The following is a 17,336-nucleotide window of genomic DNA, read 5'->3' on the forward strand; positions in this document are numbered from 1 at the left end:
AACTGTACTAAATAAATCCGGAATCAGTGTTCAAATAATTCCAGAATGAGTGTTCAAGTATTTCCGGAATCGCTGTTCAGATCCGGCCGGAATATGCAGTGCAGCAACACCTCTTGATGAAGATGCTGGTTTAACCGTTCCGGGTACGCATCCTGATAACCCGTTTGGACAAGACATTGAAATTGGTCGCTACCGCCCTGTTGATGCAGGTGCCCGTCGCTGGGATATCGAATCTGACACCCTTCGTTTAGTCGCAGGCCTTCGTGGCACGTTCAATGATTACGATTGGGAAGCATCTGTACAAAAAGGCCGCAGCCGTTCAGAACAAAGTGGTGATCAGTCACAAGGGTGGGTTCGCGTTGACTGGCTTCAGGAACAAATTAACCTTGGTAATTACAACCCGTTTGGTGGCGTTACTAACCCACAAAGTGTAATTGATGATATTACTACTAGCCTTGTGCGCCGTGGTGAATCTCGAATGACCAGCGTTGACGCTCACATTACCGGTGAAGCATTCAGCTTCGGCGACGATGTTGTCATGATGGCAGCAGGTGTTGAATATCGCGAAGAGCAAGTATCTGACGTTCCTGATGTTCAGTTCCAGCGCGGATTAATCTTCGGTACAGAATCGGTTTCTGCCTCTGCTGAACGCGACCAGTATGCTGCATACTTAGAGCTATCTATACCTTTAGCTGAACAGCTTGAGCTTCAACTAGCTGGCCGCTACGACCATTACAGTGACTTTGGTAGTACAACTAACCCTAAAATAGCATTACGTTGGGCGCCAAGTGATGAAGTAACCGTGCGCGGTTCATGGGCTCAGGGCTTTAGAGCACCGTCTCTTGCACAAGTTGGCCTTGGCCCATCACAGAAAAGTGTTTTCTTCGTAGACAAATATCGCTGTGATGCAACAGGTCAAGATTGTGAATCGTTGGATTACAATATCGAGTTTGCGGGTAACCCTAACTTGGATGCAGAAGAGTCAGAATCTTGGAACGTAGGAGTTATCTACGCACCTATTCAAGAATTAGGCCTGAGCATTGATGTATGGAGTATTACGCAGGATAACAAAATTGATGAGCAGCAATTCGGTTTAGTTTACGACGCGGAATGTAATAACCAAGACAGCACAATCTGTGTTCGCTTAGATCCGCAGCCAGGCGAGTCATTAGGTGTAATTCAAAAGATTTTCAACACCTACCAAAACGTATCATCTCAAGAAGCGTCTGGTGTTGATTTCAGCGCTAACTACCGCATGGAGTTGCAAGAGTTCGGTAACGTACGCTTTAACCTTGATTGGTCTTACATGAACGAGTTCGAAAAAGACGGTCTTGAGTACACTGGCGAATATGGCTATCCAGAACACCGTTGGTTATTCGGCACAACCTGGTCTAAAGGTGCGTTCGATGCCAACTTGAACATTAGCTTTGTTGGTGAGTTTGAAGACACGCCTGACATTGATTTCGACGGTGTGTTAGACTTTGAAGAAAATACCTCGAGAACAGTTGATTCTCAAATGTTGGTGGACTTGCAGTTTGGTTACAACTACAGCGATAACCTTCGCCTTGTAATTGGTTCAAACAACCTGCTTGACGAAGAGCCTCCGTTTGCTATTGGTGATGGTGATGGCGACTTATACGGCTATGTAGGCGGCGTGCACAACCCGCGTGGCCGCTTCGTATACTCTAAACTAACTTACCGCTTCTAAGCCTATAAGACGAAAAGCGCTCAACGGCATTGCTTAACAATGGCATGCCTTGAGCGCTTTTTTTCATTCATGTATTAACGTGTGTTTAGAAAAAAAGATATTCAAAGAGCACCGTAGTGAGCCATGCGAGAATCACAGGCAATACAATCATCACATAGACCTTAACCTCAGACCCCACCTTTTCGGCGCGCCATGCCTCCATCATCTTCACTTTAAACCTACGCTTCAGTAAGTAGGTGTAAAAAACTAGAAATACCAAAATTATAAGAATCTTTAGCATTTAGACTCCAACCGAATTGGTTAAACGGCCAAACAGGACAAAACGCTTAGGTGGCAAAAGTTCCGTCAAGTCGATTCGTTGCGGTTATTCCTCTGTGCAGAGACTATACCTTTGCAGTACACACAGCGAACCTGTTCTCAATGCCTGAATTAGCTCAACCTGATTGGAAATGAGGTAAAAAAAATGCCAGCTAAGCTTAATGCCATTTTTTCTATATGTATTTACTTCTTTTGCTACGCTTACAATCCGAAATGAATGAGCACCAAATTACCTATTGCTGCACACAGCATAGCAAGGAAAGTCAGGATCATGCCCGCGAAGCGCTGCCAGCTAACGCCTGAGTGGCGACCTAAGCCATAGGCATGTAATACACGGCCAAATAACAGTGCGCTCCCCAATGCGTGAACAGCCCACACTTGGCCAGTATTGGCTTCAAAACACGCTATCATAATAAGGGTGATGGGTACGTACTCGCTAAAGTTGCCATGTGCTCTTGTCAAACGACTCAGGTCTTCGTGACCACCATCGCCAATTCCCACTTGGTGGCGACGTCTGGCGCCAATGACTAAAAACGACAAATACAGGTAGCAAATACCCAGTAAGCTGGCGTAAAACGCCGTGATTGGCAAAACCATGGTGTACTCCACATGTTCTAGTTATATCGCGCTGTATTAATCAGCGCTTAATTCAACATTCATGGTTGTCATTAAACGTTATCCGCTAATAAGTTACAAGCAACAAAAAAGGCCGCCTAAGCGACCTTTTGTTGACGTTGTTGGCAATTAACCTAAACGTTCAGCAAGTTCAGCACTCACTTCTTCAACTGGGCGCGTACCGTCAAGCTTGTGGTACTCACAGTTTCCAGCTTCCGCTTCAGCGCTGTAGTAGTTCACAAGCGGCTTTGTTTGCTCATGATAAATCGCAAGACGCTTGCGCACTGTTTCTTCTTTATCGTCATCACGAACGATAAGGTCATCGCCTGTTTCATTGTCTTTACCTTCCACCTTTGGCGGGTTGTAAACAACGTGGTAAACGCGACCTGATGCAGGGTGTACACGACGACCACCCATACGTTCTACGATTACATCATCAGGAACGTCAAACTCGATGCAATGATCAACAGTGACACCTGCTTCTTTCATTGCGTCAGCCTGAGGAATAGTGCGAGGGAAACCGTCTAACAAGAAACCGTCTTTACAGTCATCTTGTGCAATACGCTCTTTTACTAGGCCAATGATAATCTCATCAGATACTAGTTTGCCTTCATCCATTACACGCTTTGCTTCAAGGCCTAGCTCTGTACCTGCTTTAATTGCAGCACGAAGCATGTCGCCCGTTGAAATTTGTGGAATGCCATATTTGCCCATTAAAAACTGAGCTTGTGTGCCCTTACCCGCGCCAGGAGCGCCGAGAAGAATGATTCGCATGAGTGCGTTCTCCGCTTATGATTTTTAAACTTTTTACTTCGGGCACTTTACACATTCAACACTGGGGTGACAAGTGTAAGCAGTACCGTAAAGTTAATCTTAAGACTAATGGCGAATATATGTTCAGCTTATAGGCACTTTTGTAAATTTGCGCCTACACCCATTCAGTAACTCATCTTATTTAAGATGAATAAGCTAACTCTTAATATGATTAACTTGAAATTTTAGACCGCCAAAATATAGCACAATAAAATGGCTAAACTTACTTTTGTTAGTCGTAGAAATAAAAAAACGGGCATTACGCCCGTTTTTAAATGTAAACCTAATGGTTTATTGCTTTATTTAGCTAACTTCATTAGCAGTGTGTTCAAGTTCTGTACAAAACTAGATGGGTCTTTCAAGCTCCCCTGTTCTGACAGTGCAGCTTGATCAAACAATACGCCTACCCACTGATTAAACAGCTCTTCATCTTGGGTATCCGCCAGCAGCTTCACCAAGCTATGCTCAGGGTTAAGTTCAAAGTGATACTTCACGTCTGGCACGGTCTGCCCTGCTGCCTGCATAAGCTTCATCATTTGCGTAGTCATGCCATTGTCATCTGCTACGATGACCGCAGGTGAATCTGTTAAGCGATGGGTAAATTTAACGTCTACAACCTTATCGCCAAGTGCAGTTTTAGCTCGCTCAAGAACACCTTCAACTTGCTTTTCTGCTTCTTCTTGCGCCTTCTTAGACTCTTCGTCTTCTAAGTCGCCTAAATCTAAGTTTCCTTTCGCAATTGAGACAAACTGCTTCTCGTTAAACTCAGTAAGGTGAGACATTAACCATTCGTCAATGCGTTCGCCCATCAATAGCACTTCAATTCCTTTTTTGCGGAAAATCTCAAGGTGAGGACTAGACTTGGCAGCTTGCAAGCTATCTGCTGTCACATAATAAATCTTATCCTGACCTTCTTTCATTCGCTCAATATAGTCAGCTAATGATACGGTTTGTGCATCAGACTCACCGTGTGTAGAAGAGAAGCGTAACAAGCCAGCAATTTTCTCGCGGTTACTGAAATCTTCAGCCGGCCCTTCTTTTAACACATTGCCGAATTCATTCCAGAACGACTGATATTTTTCATTGTCGTTCTTCGCCATTTTTTCAAGCATCTGTAATACGCGCTTAGTACAACCTTGGCGTAGCGCTTGCGTTATCTTATTGTCCTGTAGAATTTCACGAGACACGTTAAGCGGAAGATCATTGCTGTCTAGCAAACCTTTAACAAAACGTAGATAAGTAGGCATGAACTGTTCGGCGTCGTCCATAATGAAAACGCGTTGAACGTAAAGCTTAAGACCATGACTTTGGTCGCGATTCCACATATCAAATGGCGCTTTAGAAGGGATATACAATAAACTTGTATACTCTGTTTTACCCTCTACTTTGTTATGCGCCCATGCAAGCGGATCAGCAAAGTCATGAGAGATATGCTTGTAGAATTCGTTATACTCGTCATCAGTAATCTCAGACTTTTCACGAGTCCAAAGCGCGGTGGCTTTGTTTACAACTTCCCATTCACCAGGCTGGCCTTCAATTTTTTCGCCATCAGGGCCTTCACTTTCAGGCACTTCATCTTTCCACATCTGCACAGGAATACTGATGTGATCAGAATACTTACTTACGATAGAGCGTAAACGCCATGCATCAGCAAATTCTTTTTCGTCTTCGCGTAGGTGAAGCGTAATCTCGGTGCCGCGTGTAGGCTTGTTGATTTCGGCAATCGTGAATTCACCTTCACCGTCTGAAATCCACTCAACACCTTGCGATGCATCTGCACCAGCAGCACGAGTTCGCACTGTTACTTTGTCAGCTACGATGAACGCAGAGTAAAAGCCAACACCGAACTGGCCAATGAGTTGTGAGTCTTTAGCGCTATCGCCAGAAAGTTTGCTAAAGAAGTCTTTAGTGCCTGACTTAGCAATTGTACCCAAGTTCGCAATGACTTCATCGCGAGTCATACCAATACCGTTATCGGTAATGGTGACGGTATTTGCTTCTTTATCGACGCTAAGCTTTACGTTTAACTCGCCATCGTTTTCGTAAAGACTGTCATTTTCTAGCGCACGAAAGCGTAACTTATCCGCAGCATCTGCCGCGTTTGACACTAACTCACGTAGAAAAATTTCTTTGTTTGAATACAAAGAGTGAATCATCAGATGAAGAAGCTGTTTTACTTCTGTTTGAAAACCGTGGGTTTCTTTTTGGGCTGCTTCAGCCATAATCCAATATCTCCTCGTTGAATGGATCACGTTTGATGTTAAACAGGTAAGGTCGCTCAACGCACTTTTCAACGTTTAGAACGAAAATTTATTTTTTATAAGGAGATTTATCTTCAATAAAGTTTGATGTTGAGTATTTTGTGGGCGAGCGATAAGAGAGAACGTGACGTAGGCCCGCCAGATGCGGACCCACGTTGAGTGTTTTAATTACTAAGAATGGGTATACCCCAATTTACAGTACTATAGTTTGCGGCGACCCGAAAATGCGTGGGTGAGAGTATTACCATCAATATACTCGAGCTCTCCCCCAACCGGCACGCCGTGGGCAATTCGAGACGCATCAACGTTATGGCTTGCACAAAGTTGAGCGATATAATGTGCCGTGGCCTCCCCCTCTACAGTCGGGTTTGTGGCGAGGATAACTTCATTTATCCCACCTGCGGCAAGACGAGCCTCAAGCTCAGTAAGACCAATTTCTTCTGGCCCAACGCCGTCAATAGGAGACAAATGACCCATAAGCACAAAATACTGCCCCTTGTAACTTAAGGTTTGTTCGATTGCTAGTACGTCTTGTGGGCTTTCAACAATGCATAACAAGCCACTTGCTTCTCTTTCAGGGTGACGACAAATGTCACATAGCTCGTCTTCAGTAAATGTTCTGCAGCGCTTACAATGATGAATATGCTCCATGGCATTGTGTAATACGTTGCTTAAATCAATTGCCCCAGTGCGATTACGCTCTAATAGGTGGAATGCCATACGCTGAGCGCTCTTGTTGCCAACGCCGGGAAGACACGTTAGTGCCTGAATTAATTCTGAGAGTAGCGGACTGAACTTCATAGTATTTACTGCTTTGGTGCTTTTTCTTTTTGATTCGAGCTTTCGCGGTATTTAATCACGTTCCGCTTTGCTTGGTCGAGCTTAACTTCATAAATGTTGCCCCCAAATAACCCCTTGTACTCTTCATCGGTGAAAACCAGCGTGTTGTCGTCATAAAACGTCACTGCCTCTTTTTGTGTGACTACGCCTAAATCAATACGCGACACATCGCCACTGAAGAAGTTATCGCCTTCAAAATTTTCAAATAACCACAGGCTTGTTGAATCTAACAGCACCAGTTTAGTCCTATCAGGGCTTATTGCAGCCGATGTGATCCAGCATAACTTTTCAAGGGTGGTACAGGTTTTAAATTCGCCGATGAGCTGTGCGTCAAAGTTAGCGGCATGATCCCCCACCTTATACAACTTGGTGATGCCATCGAAGGGTTTTGTTCTATTTTTTGTAAACAGGTAGAGGTTACGCTTGTACTCTACAAACGCTTCCAAATCGTAGTTCTTGTCTTTCGGTTTTACTTTTCCTTTTCCCATTTCCGGGTAAGTAAACTTAATGATTTCTGCTTCTGTGGTATCGGTTTTTATGTCAATGGGGTTTTCAATTTTATAAATCGTTAACCAGCGTCGCTTGTTGTCATTGTTGCCGAAGTCTCCCAAAAAGAAATGACCGAAACTGTTTTGTGTCATGTCTTCCCAGTCGACGTTTTTGGCATTTGTAACTGTAACTTCCCTCTCAATAGTTCCATCTTTATTGAGCATATAAAGGATGGGTCCATCGCCACTGTCGTTAATGGCCCAAAGCCTTTTGTATTTATCGTATTCTATACCTGAAATTTCCTTAAGCTTCGGGTCGACCGTTACTGTTTTCATTTTAAACAGGTCGTGAATACTCATAAAAAACAACACAGTTGCGATGGGTAGTAAAATAACCGTGGTGATAACTAAGCCTTTCCTTAGCACTACTAAAACCTCTATTTTAACGAGTTAACTTTCGCGATTAGCGGTTGACTGAACACGTTGAGTTTTCTGAAAGATAAAAAACGCAATGATACAACGATCATTCAACTATTTGGGACACTTTTTCTACGGAACAACGGTTAAATGAGATTTTACAGTTAATGTCGATGAGTTGGGCATGCGCTCAATATTTGTAAGCTGTGTATCAGCCCATAATTATCAACGTATCATGCTGAAAACAAGCCTAACCTTTATCAGTAAGTAGACGTTGACGTCCATCTTTATTGAATACGGTTTCATCGTGCTTTATGAATTTTTCAATGATTGACTGCTCATGGTCAGTAAATGCAGTTTCAAAATTTTGGTGACCAACGCTCACTGTAGCTTTTTGCCCATTTGCTAACTTTTCGTTAGCCAGCGCTAACTGACTAATGAAATCATTTAACGATATCCGATTGTATGTAAAGATCCCGGGCTTACTCAATGATGCAGGTGTGAGTAAGTCATCATGTTCAAGCATAAAGGCGTGTTTGAAAATTGCTTGAGACTTTGTGAAGCAGGCAGTAGGGCTGCGCAGAGTAGCAGCTTCTGGAAGCGCTTTAATACGGACGCTCTGACCATTGTCTGCGGTTTGCCAAGTTACACCACACACACTAACACTAAATGCATCCACCTGATTAGCAGTTTCCTTTCGCGCTAGCGTTGAGACGGTATCCAATGCTTGAAGCTCAGCAAGAACTTGAGGTAAAGACGTCATTGAGAGCTTTTCAATTGTTATCTTTCCCGTGTTGGACTGATAAGTAACCTTCAGCGTGTTCTCTAGATAGTAGACTTGGCCTGTGTCCTTCCAAAGGGATACAGCGGTATTATTGATAGACGGGTTTTCGACGGCACAATCGCGTTGGGCCTGAAAGCGTTTTAACATTTTTGCTAACACAGCGTCCTCCCTCATTTCGAACTGCCACATTCTATTATTTGTGTTCCTTTGCTATGCGCAAGCTAAATGACTGAATGTGACAGTGTTTTAATGTTACGGAAGAAAGGCCTGGTTGAACTATTGCTAAAAATACTTATTTAAAACTGATAGCACGTTAGATTTTACGTGCGTATACCGACACCACAAACGTTAATGATAACTATTATCATATTGTAAAGTGTGCGAGAATGGCAGCATGGCTTGATGACTAAGTAAGTAGGAAAACGAATGCGAAATCTTATAAACGCAACCGTAACCCAAGTTCACCATTGGAATGACACTCTGTTTAGTTTCAAAACAACGAGAGAATCATCTTTTCGTTTTGAAAGTGGTCAATTCGTTATGATTGGTCTTGAAGTAGATGGTAGGCCACTGATGAGGGCCTACAGCATCGCAAGCCCAAATTATGATGAGGAATTGGAATTTTTTAGTATTAAGGTGCCAGATGGTGCGCTTACTTCTCGCCTTCAAAATATAGAACCTGGTGACCAGGTAATGATTAATGTTAGGCCTACAGGTACGCTCGTGCCTGGTTTCTTGTTACCCGGAAAACATCTTTATTTGCTCAGCACTGGTACAGGTCTAGCACCATTTATGAGTATTATCAGAGATCCTTTCATTTATGAAAGCTTTGAAAAAATTATATTAGTTCACGGAACGCGGTGGCGCTCTGAACTTGCCTATCAAGACGAAATTGAGCACCAACTTCCTAACAACCCTTATTTCGGTGACGAAGTGCGTGAGAAACTCATTTACTATCCTACTGTCACGAGAGAAAGTTATGAGAAAAACGGTATCGCTCACGAAGGACGGATAACGAAGCTAATTGAAAGCGGAAAGTTGATGGATGATATAGGTATGCCTGAATTAGACACTGAAAATGACAGATTCATGCTATGTGGCAACGACAACATGCTACAATACCTTATGTCTATGCTAGACGACAAGGGCTTCTCGAAAGCTAACTCGCGTCGTCAGGGGCATTATGTAATTGAACAAGCATTTATAGAAAAGTAATGCGCAACGCATTTGCCTGACCATCGGCAACATTTTAAGTTTTCAATAAAAATCGCCGGCGTGTTGCCGGCGACTTTCTATGATTTCACTCGCAAAATACTTGCAAGCTGTATCGCTTCTAGCTTTACATAATTATTTAAAACGGCATTTTGAAGCCAGGAGGTAATGGCATTCCGCCAGTTACATCACCCATCTTCTCTTTGCTAGTTTCTTGAACTCGACGTACCGCGTCGTTAAATGCTGCAGCAACCAAATCTTCAACCATATCTTTGTCGTCGTCCATCAATGACTCATCAATGTCTACACGACGCACGTTGTGGTTGCACGTCATGGTTACTTTAACCATGCCTGCACCCGCTTCACCTGTTACTTCAATTTTGGCTAGGTCGTCTTGTGCTTTTTGCATGCGCTCTTGCATTTGCTGCGCCTGCTTCATGATATTGCCCATTCCACCTTTAAACATAATTTTTGTCTCGCTTCGTTTTGGTGTTAATAATTCTGCTATCGCGCTTTAACCGAATCGGTTAGCACTGACGCATCGAAAGTCGATAGCAATGCTTGAATTGTATCATCGGTTTTAATCACCGAGTGTGCATGCGCATGGCGCATGACATGAATCTCTTGTTGTAACGCAAAAGGTGTAGATGCTGGTTCACCTAACGTGATATTTACTTCAACGTTTTCACCCAACCCATGATGGATTGCATCAACCAATTGCTTTTTCGCACTATCATTTAATAAATGCGTCTGACTATGGTCAATTTCAAGGGACACTTGATTGCCCGCTCGAGAAAATGATGCGTGCAGCACCAATTGTTTGAGTAGACCAGCAACCGGCATTTGCTCAACTAGATTGCTCCATTCGTCAATTTGGCTAGCGTGAGTTAATTTGCTTCCGTCATTTAAGTACGCTTTTAACTGCCCGTTATAGGTACTGCTCAGCGGCGTATCAAAATTTAGAGCATCCCGCGCGAAAGACCGATCTCCCGCACTTTCCATCTGCTCAGGGGCACTGTCGTAATTCGAACTGCTATCAGAGGGCGCTTCAACATAATCAGCACCTTCAACGTGTTGAGGTGGTTGATTATCGTAATCAGTAGCCCAAGGCGGCATATCTTCAACCGGTGTTTCCGAGTTTGATTGCGCCTCAGATTCGTCATTTGAAAAAGGCATATCATCTTCAAATTCATCAAGCGAGAAATCGCTCGTGTGGTTTGAGCTAGAATGATTCTTTTCTGACTCGCTAGTATGCATAGCGTCAGAAGAATGCGCATGAGTATTACCTAAAGACGAGCCTGAATTAGTACTTTCTTGTTGAGGAGTGTCATCGCGCGCAACACTATTATCTTTATGTTCTGAACCGCTATCTATACGCTCCGGGCTGTTCTCTCTAAGCTCTGGGCTATTATTTAGAGGCTTAGGGCTATGATCTTGCAGCTCACGGCTGTCTTCATGCCCAACGGGGTTTAAATCCCCCCTCTTGATTTCGTTATCAGCGCTAGGCTGCCCTGAATTGTTATCGTTACCCTTGTTAACTCCATGTGCAGTTTGTGCAGTACTCAAAGCCTCGGCTTTGCTTCTGGTAAAGCGCGCTTGAATATCACTTGCACTTTCGGTCTTAGCATTTGCTGCGCTGGTACTTTTTGCTTCTGCGTCTTGTGCTTTTCTTTGCTTTAACTTTTGACGAAGTGCCAACATATCAGCCGTAGATGTCAGCTGCTCTTCGGCGGTTAATGAGGACACTTCATTTTCGTGCGCCAACGACTCGCTGTTTTTATCAGAGCCTTTGGCGTTATGAGAGCCCTCAGCGTTATGAAAACCTTCAGCGTTCTGAGAGCCCTCAGCGTTATGAAAACCTTCAGCGGTTTGAAAACCGTCAAAACCTAAGGAACCATCATCTTCTGACGGAGGTGGCATATTGTCCATGTACGCATCTAACGGAGGACCATCGAAATGCTGCGCGGCTTCGTTATGGGGCGCACTGACTTCACTTGGCGTTGGTTCAAGCTCTGCAGCAACGCTTTCTGTTTGTACCGCTTGTAACGCGGTGTTTTCTACGGGTAGTTCTTCAATAGACGAAGTTGGAGCTGGCTTTATGGATTCATGATCATGTGAAGCATCACGCTCAAGTGCTGTTGTTTGAGTTGTCGTTGCACCTGACTCTGCATGAGGTAGCGCCGACAGAGTATCACTTCCTCTCAACTCGCTTTCATCAGCGGCTGCGTGTTTCTGCTCTTGCTGTGATTCAAATGGAGACGTCGATTGTTCTTGCTGCTCTTTTTCGATTATTGATGTAGCAAGTGAGTCTGGGGTAGATGGCGCACTTTCTAACGACTGTTCAGAGGTAGATTCAACCGATAGATGTGAAGGCGTCTCCTCCTGCACATTGGTTGCAGAAGTTTCGCTTAACGGCGCTTCCTCCTGCTTACCGACGTTTCCCGGGCCACCACTGGAAGAAGCATGATCTACAGGTAAACTATGCTCACTCCTCCCGTTTTCAATCTCACTTGAAGTGTCGTCGATGGGGGTGTTTGGTGCAAACGACATCATTCGCATCAATGTCATTTCAAACGCACTTTTTCCATCAGCAGCAAACGGTAAGTCTTTTCTTCCTTGCAGTGCAATCTGATAAAGCAGCTGTACTTGCTCAGCAGGGATAGTTTTCGCTAATTGAAATATCGCTTTAGCCGATGTGGTTTCTAGCTTACATGCTTCAGGCACCCATTGCGTTAACGCTATTTGGTGCAGCAGGCTAGCCAATTCGCTGTGTACGTTGTCATAATCGGGGGCTTGCTCTGCGATGTCATTAACTAACTGTAATACATCAGCAGGACTTTTACTTACTACCGCATGAATCACTTTAAGTAACTGGTTCTTGTCCATCAGCCCCAGCATATCGGTTACCACCGATGCCAGCACTTGATTTCCACCCTGTGCAATCGCTTGGTCAGTTAAACTTAGCGCATCTCGCATACTGCCTTGGGCGGCTCTTGCCAAAAGCGCTAGCGCTTGTGGCTCGAAAGGCAGCTGTTCATGCTCTAAAATATGCTGCAGCTGTCCAACAATCTGCTCCCGAGACATGGCTTTCAAGTTAAACTGCAAGCAACGGGATAAGATGGTTATCGGAAGCTTTTGAGGATCGGTGGTCGCCAGTAAGAACTTAACGTGTGGAGGTGGCTCTTCCAGCGTTTTTAACAGCGCATTAAAGCTGTGTTTTGAAAGCATGTGTACCTCATCGATAAGGTACACTTTGTAACGCCCGCGAGTGGGTTTGTATTGCACGTTATCAAGAAGCTCGCGAGTATCCTCAACTTTGGTTCTTGATGCAGCGTCAATCTCTAACAAATCAACGTAGTTCCCCTGCTCTATCTCTTTACAGGTGTTACATTGACCGCAAGGGTTAGCCCCTTGTCCTTCTTCGCAGTTAAGGCTTTTCGAAAAAATACGTGCAATGGTAGTTTTACCTACGCCTCGCGTACCTGTAAACAGATAAGCGTGGTGTAGACGATCGTTATCCAAAGCATTTGAAATGGCAGAGACAACATGTTCCTGACCCACAAGTTCACTGAACTTGCCCGGTCGCCACTTCCTTGCTAGTACCTGATAACTCATTATTACGTATTTCGCCTTTTGCTAGTTATGCTTTATAGCGATTATTCGCCTTCAAACTCACAAATAGAGTAGCTTTCTATATCAAGCGTACTCAATTTCGTTTCGCCACCTAGGTCCGGTAAGTTAATAACAAAACCTGCATGGTTTACTTCACCGCCTAATGAACGGATTAGTTTCGCAGAAGCGGCTATCGTTCCACCTGTTGCAAGTAAATCGTCAATAAGAAGGACTTTATCACCTGGCTCAATGGCATCTTTATGGATCTCCAATGTATCCATGCCATATTCAAGCTCGTAGCTCTCGCTAACTACTTCACGAGGAAGTTTGTTGGGTTTTCTCACTGGAACAAAACCAATGCCCATTTCGATGGCCAATGGCGCACCAAAAAGGAACCCGCGTGCTTCAGTACCTGCTATCTTGGTAAATCCCATACCTTGATACTTTTCTACAAGTAACGAGATACAGCTACTAAATGCTTTGTGATCTTCTAAAACGCTGGTCACATCTCTAAATAAAATACCTGGCTTTGGATAGTCAGGTACGGTTTTCACTACTGATTTAATATATTCTGCAGTCACAATTATGCCTTGAATGTCTGCGTTATAACCAGAAGGTGAACCAGCCGGCGATGATATGCATCAACGGGAACGCGATTAGAGTTACTAGCGATGCTAGAAAGTACCACTTGTTATAGACTTCTTTGAAATCTGAATTGTCAGCCATTTGCACTACCTAAACAATTTTGTGAACAAAAAAATGGTGCTAAATGTTAATCGAAAGCAAGCCCGATTGACAGCGCTAATATGATCGATCGCTCACTTTCAGACCAGATCCTGGCGAAAGTTTAATATAAAGCAGGTAAATAGTAAGGGTTACTTAGGATACTGGAAGCAGTATTCCTTTTTGTAACATGTCAGTGAGGGTCTGGTTCATACCATTTATAAGCACGTTTGAAGGAATTTGGGGAAGTTGTTGGCACAACGACTCAGCTATTTGTTCTATTTCCATTCCCAGTTCATTTTGTTCCAGCGTGTTGACTAAAATAGCCGTCACCGGATTAACATGAGTAAATTGAACGTCAAACTCACGGTCTCTGTAAACAACGTAGAACTGCTGTTCTTGTGCAGGTTGTTCGGGAATGTAGTCCTCGCCTATTAGGTGAACCTCAAATTGATACGCTGCCAAAGATGCGTACGGTGACACCCTAATTGCGGTAAAATTTTCTCCTTCTTGATAGAACTCAACATGATCTTCATTTTTTCTGATACTAACGTCAAGCTCAAGCCACTCATAGTGAGCAAGCTCCGCAGCAAAGTCGGGCAGAGTAATATCGAAGGTTGGCTCTGTTGAAAGGTACTCAACGAACTCTTTACTTATTTCAGCAAAATAAGGAGAGCGGCATTCGTGCTCAATAAAAAACTGACGCACAATACTCTCCCATCCTTTTTCCCCATACTGTTTTACTACAATAGATTTTAAAACTGGAAAACCGGTACTGACGAAATTATCGATGTTGTTAAAAAACAGGGATTGATAAATTTTCATACGACGAATGTGGTCAGCGTCGGTATCACAAAATGTCTGTGGGTCTTTGATCGCATCAACGAACGTTTTTTGAGTGGTTTGAAATGACTGAGTCACGCGACACTTCCTTTAACGTTTGATGCTTGAACGGCTTCGCATTTTGCTTGAATTTGCTTAATTTTCTTCACTTCCGCTAATAATTCGCTTAAAGGAGGAATATTAAAATCACGCTCTAGCAAAGTTGGAAATACGCCGTGAGTAAGGTAAGCATGCTCCAACAGCGCCCAAACTGGCTCAATGACATCAGCCCCGTGAGTATCAACTTTCAAATCCTCTGCTTCATCATAATGACCAGCAATATGGCCATACACAATTTTGTCTGAGGGCAAGCCGTTAATGAACGCTTTCGCATCGTATTTATGGTTGATACTGTTCACGTAAACATTGTTTACGTCGAGAAGCATTTTGCAACCCGATTCATTTAGTATGCTCTTGGTAAATTCAAGTTCATCCATCTCTTGGCCTGGCGCTATGTAATAAGAGACATTTTCTAAGACCAGCGGTCGTTCGATGATATCTTGAACTTGAATAATTCGAGATACTACGTGCTTAATCGCGTCTTCAGTAAAAGGAATTGGCATCAGATCGTACATATGACCGTTGCCAGAACAAAAGCTTAAGTGCTCACTATACAATGCAATATTGTTTGCGTCTAAAAATCGCTTAACGGTTTTTACAAACTCGACATCTAGTTTGTCAATACTTCCGATAGACAAAGATAAACCATGAGTTGTAAAGGGAGCTTGCGAAGACGCTTGCTGAAATTGTTCTTGGTACTTCCCACCAAGTGGGATCCAATTTTCAGGGGCTACTTCCCAAAAATCGACTTCAGATGGCAATGTAGGTAAAAGCGCTTTTAGCATTTCCCGACGAAACCCAAGACCTGCGCCACAGATGTTTTTCATATCTTCCCCTTTACTGCATGGGATTGCACAATAGTAACGTACGTTACTAGACAAAAAAGGCTATCATTCGACAGCCATTTTTTGCTAAGCGTAACTCGTGTAGCCTTCATCATTCTTTTTCAAGCTACACGATGTTTTTTGAATGGCGGTTACATGCTACCGCATTTGCCTTCGCCGCACTTGCCTTCTTTGTCAGCTTTCTTGTCGCCGCCACATTTGCCTTCGCCGCACTTGCCTTCTTTGTCAGCTTTCTTGTCTCCGCCGCACTTACCTTCGCCACACTTGCCTTCTTTTTCAGCTTTCTTGTCGCCGCCACACTTACCTTCGCCGCACTTGCCTTCTTTCTCTGCTTTGTCGCCGCCGCATTTACCTTCGCCACACTTGCCTTCCGCAGCGAATTGGCTGTAACCAGATTCTAATGCTTGCATACCAAATGGATTTACATCTGCTACTGCAACAGTTGACGCCAAAGAGCCAATTACAACTGCACCCAACGCTGTCGCTACTGATGATTTTTTGATTTGTTTCATTGATGTACCCTCAATAATATTAGTCATGTTTAACGTACAGTAAGCACGTGTACTTTAAAAGACCCTGTGGGCCTAAAGGATATTTCACAAAAATTAATTTTTTTACAATTAATTTTTATGACATTGATATTAAAAGGTTTTATATTAACAAAAGTGTATCTGCATACTTTTACAATAAGTTAACAGGAAAAGTTAAGTACAGTACCTACAAAAAGTACAGGGTAAACGCGGTGAAGCAACAATTTTATCTAGGTCAATGGCAAGTCGATGTAACCAGCAATACTCTATCTCTCGGCAAGCTTAAGAGGACTATAGAGCCGAAAACCATGGATGTTCTGCTGCTGTTGTGTCAGCAAAAAGGAGAAGTAGTATCCTCTGACGAGATCGTTGCTCAGTGCTGGCCTAAACATATTTGTTCACTACCTCGAAATTTAGCTTTATATAAAAGCGTATCAGCCGCTTGCAACAGAGAAGTTATGTTCTCATAACAAAGATTTTCATTCGCTGCCACTCCCATATTAACTGTGAGCTTTTTATTTGACACAAGTATGAAGTGCCTGACACTGAGCCGCCCGATTCGTATAGGCAACAGTTGTGCAGCTTGGTAAGGAAAGAGTTATTTATTCGCACTTCGATAGGATTCTAATATTGTAGAGTCACTTATATGTGTAGTAACCAGATTCAAACTATCAACAAGTTCATCTTTGTACCTGCTGTGATTTGAAACTGCAAAATAGGAAGGTATGGTCAACTTGTCTGAAATACTTACCTCAACCAATCGACTACCTAAGGACTCTGTATAAAATTGGTAGGGTTGTTTGTAGCTAATTAGATAAGACGTTCTTCCAACATCAAAAAGGTGAATCGCGTCGCTACTTGTCGGCATATCAAAAAATTCAAAACCTTCTTGCTGAAGTGCCTGTCGAATACCTAAATAGTCATAGCCGCGAATTGCCGAAATTGACTTATCATCCGCAAGTTGTCCGTTATGTAGAAGTACAATAGATAAGTAAACAAATGGAGCGTCTATAAATGTAGCGTTCTGATCTAACGCTGAAGTACCTCTGACATTAATTGTGACATCGACCTTCTCAGTCTTCACACGTTCAAACAAACGGGCCGGAGGCATGCATTCAACTAACACGTGATAATACCAATTGCATTAATTAATTGACCAACTTTATCCACTCTCTCCAACAGAGATTTTTGACTCGTTCAACATCCGCAATGAATGTATTCCAAGCGC

16 protein-coding genes and 2 pseudogenes are annotated in these 17,336 nt (G+C 43.3%); 4 read left to right on the forward strand and 14 right to left on the reverse strand.

Translation table 11 applies throughout. From position 1 onward, the window contains the following. Positions 1-106: 106 nt before the first annotated feature. Positions 107-1,708 (forward strand): annotated as a pseudogene (locus tag MHM99_RS19145) (TonB-dependent receptor); the annotation flags it as partial. A 330-nt stretch (positions 1,709-2,038) separates the two neighbouring features. Further along, positions 2,039-2,161 carry a hypothetical protein gene (locus MHM99_RS21300; protein ID WP_275445607.1) on the forward strand — a complete coding sequence of 41 codons (123 nt, stop codon included), beginning with the start codon at positions 2,039-2,041 and terminating at the stop codon, positions 2,159-2,161. Between the two features lie 66 nt (positions 2,162-2,227). Here MHM99_RS21300 and MHM99_RS19150 read toward each other — a convergent pair whose 3' ends face one another. The 6 genes from MHM99_RS19150 to MHM99_RS19175 all read right to left on the reverse strand — a co-directional run bounded on the left by MHM99_RS19150 (position 2,228) and on the right by MHM99_RS19175 (position 8,403). After that, positions 2,228-2,623, reverse strand: a complete 396-nt coding sequence (locus MHM99_RS19150) for an MAPEG family protein (RefSeq protein WP_014976958.1) — start codon at positions 2,621-2,623, stop codon at positions 2,228-2,230. Positions 2,624-2,770: 147 nt separating this feature from the next. Continuing rightward, positions 2,771-3,415, reverse strand: coding sequence for an adenylate kinase (adk, locus tag MHM99_RS19155; RefSeq protein WP_014950043.1), 645 nt, complete (start codon positions 3,413-3,415; stop codon positions 2,771-2,773). Positions 3,416-3,753: 338 nt separating this feature from the next. Continuing rightward, positions 3,754-5,676, reverse strand: coding sequence for a molecular chaperone HtpG (gene htpG, locus MHM99_RS19160; protein ID WP_039236292.1), 1,923 nt, complete (start codon positions 5,674-5,676; stop codon positions 3,754-3,756). 240 nt (positions 5,677-5,916) lie between these two features. Further along, positions 5,917-6,516: a recombination mediator RecR gene (gene recR / locus MHM99_RS19165; RefSeq protein ID WP_014950045.1), complete on the reverse strand. Its 600-nt coding sequence runs from the start codon at positions 6,514-6,516 to the stop codon at positions 5,917-5,919. Between the two features lie 5 nt (positions 6,517-6,521). After that, a complete protein-coding gene (locus MHM99_RS19170; RefSeq protein WP_014950046.1) occupies positions 6,522-7,469 on the reverse strand; it encodes a hypothetical protein in 948 nt (315 codons plus the stop codon). A 241-nt stretch (positions 7,470-7,710) separates the two neighbouring features. Beyond that, complete coding sequence (locus MHM99_RS19175; protein WP_231514306.1) at positions 7,711-8,403, reverse strand: hypothetical protein; 693 nt, start codon at positions 8,401-8,403, stop codon at positions 7,711-7,713. A gap of 267 nt (positions 8,404-8,670) precedes the next feature. Here MHM99_RS19175 and MHM99_RS19180 point away from each other — a divergent pair, with 267 nt between their 5' ends. Further along, a complete protein-coding gene (locus MHM99_RS19180; RefSeq protein ID WP_239220321.1) occupies positions 8,671-9,459 on the forward strand; it encodes a ferredoxin--NADP reductase in 789 nt (262 codons plus the stop codon). A 136-nt stretch (positions 9,460-9,595) separates the two neighbouring features. Here MHM99_RS19180 and MHM99_RS19185 read toward each other — a convergent pair whose 3' ends face one another. From MHM99_RS19185 to MHM99_RS19210, 7 genes are all read right to left on the reverse strand, one after another. Then, positions 9,596-9,922, reverse strand: coding sequence for a YbaB/EbfC family nucleoid-associated protein (locus MHM99_RS19185; RefSeq protein WP_014950049.1), 327 nt, complete (start codon positions 9,920-9,922; stop codon positions 9,596-9,598). A 38-nt stretch (positions 9,923-9,960) separates the two neighbouring features. Next, positions 9,961-13,071, reverse strand: coding sequence for a DNA polymerase III subunit gamma/tau (gene dnaX / locus MHM99_RS19190; protein WP_239220322.1), 3,111 nt, complete (start codon positions 13,069-13,071; stop codon positions 9,961-9,963). 41 nt (positions 13,072-13,112) lie between these two features. Next, positions 13,113-13,649: an adenine phosphoribosyltransferase gene (apt, locus tag MHM99_RS19195; RefSeq protein ID WP_039222840.1), complete on the reverse strand. Its 537-nt coding sequence runs from the start codon at positions 13,647-13,649 to the stop codon at positions 13,113-13,115. Positions 13,650-13,671: 22 nt separating this feature from the next. Beyond that, complete coding sequence (locus tag MHM99_RS21305) at positions 13,672-13,794, reverse strand: hypothetical protein (protein WP_256253717.1); 123 nt, start codon at positions 13,792-13,794, stop codon at positions 13,672-13,674. A 153-nt stretch (positions 13,795-13,947) separates the two neighbouring features. After that, entirely contained in the window at positions 13,948-14,712 is a 765-nt protein-coding gene (locus MHM99_RS19200; protein WP_239220323.1) for a putative DNA-binding domain-containing protein, read from the reverse strand. Continuing rightward, positions 14,709-15,560, reverse strand: a complete 852-nt coding sequence (locus MHM99_RS19205; protein ID WP_239220324.1) for a DUF692 domain-containing protein — start codon at positions 15,558-15,560, stop codon at positions 14,709-14,711. The genes MHM99_RS19200 and MHM99_RS19205 overlap by 4 nt, the downstream gene beginning before the upstream one ends. Before the next feature lie 149 nt (positions 15,561-15,709). Then, positions 15,710-16,090, reverse strand: a complete 381-nt coding sequence (locus MHM99_RS19210; protein WP_049588657.1) for a hypothetical protein — start codon at positions 16,088-16,090, stop codon at positions 15,710-15,712. Between the two features lie 47 nt (positions 16,091-16,137). Here MHM99_RS19210 and MHM99_RS21415 point away from each other — a divergent pair. Further along, positions 16,138-16,494: pseudogene (locus MHM99_RS21415) on the forward strand (transcriptional regulator); the annotation flags it as partial. Between the two features lie 212 nt (positions 16,495-16,706). On the opposite strand, the gene MHM99_RS19220 reads toward MHM99_RS21415, so the two are convergent. Further along, positions 16,707-17,234 (reverse strand): hypothetical protein, encoded by a 528-nt coding sequence (locus tag MHM99_RS19220; protein ID WP_231514307.1) that lies wholly within the window; start codon positions 17,232-17,234, stop codon positions 16,707-16,709. Positions 17,235-17,336: the final 102 nt, after the last annotated feature.

This window comes from Alteromonas sp. MmMcT2-2, from assembly GCF_022348305.1.
In the GTDB taxonomy this organism is placed as follows: domain Bacteria; phylum Pseudomonadota; class Gammaproteobacteria; order Enterobacterales; family Alteromonadaceae; genus Alteromonas; species Alteromonas macleodii.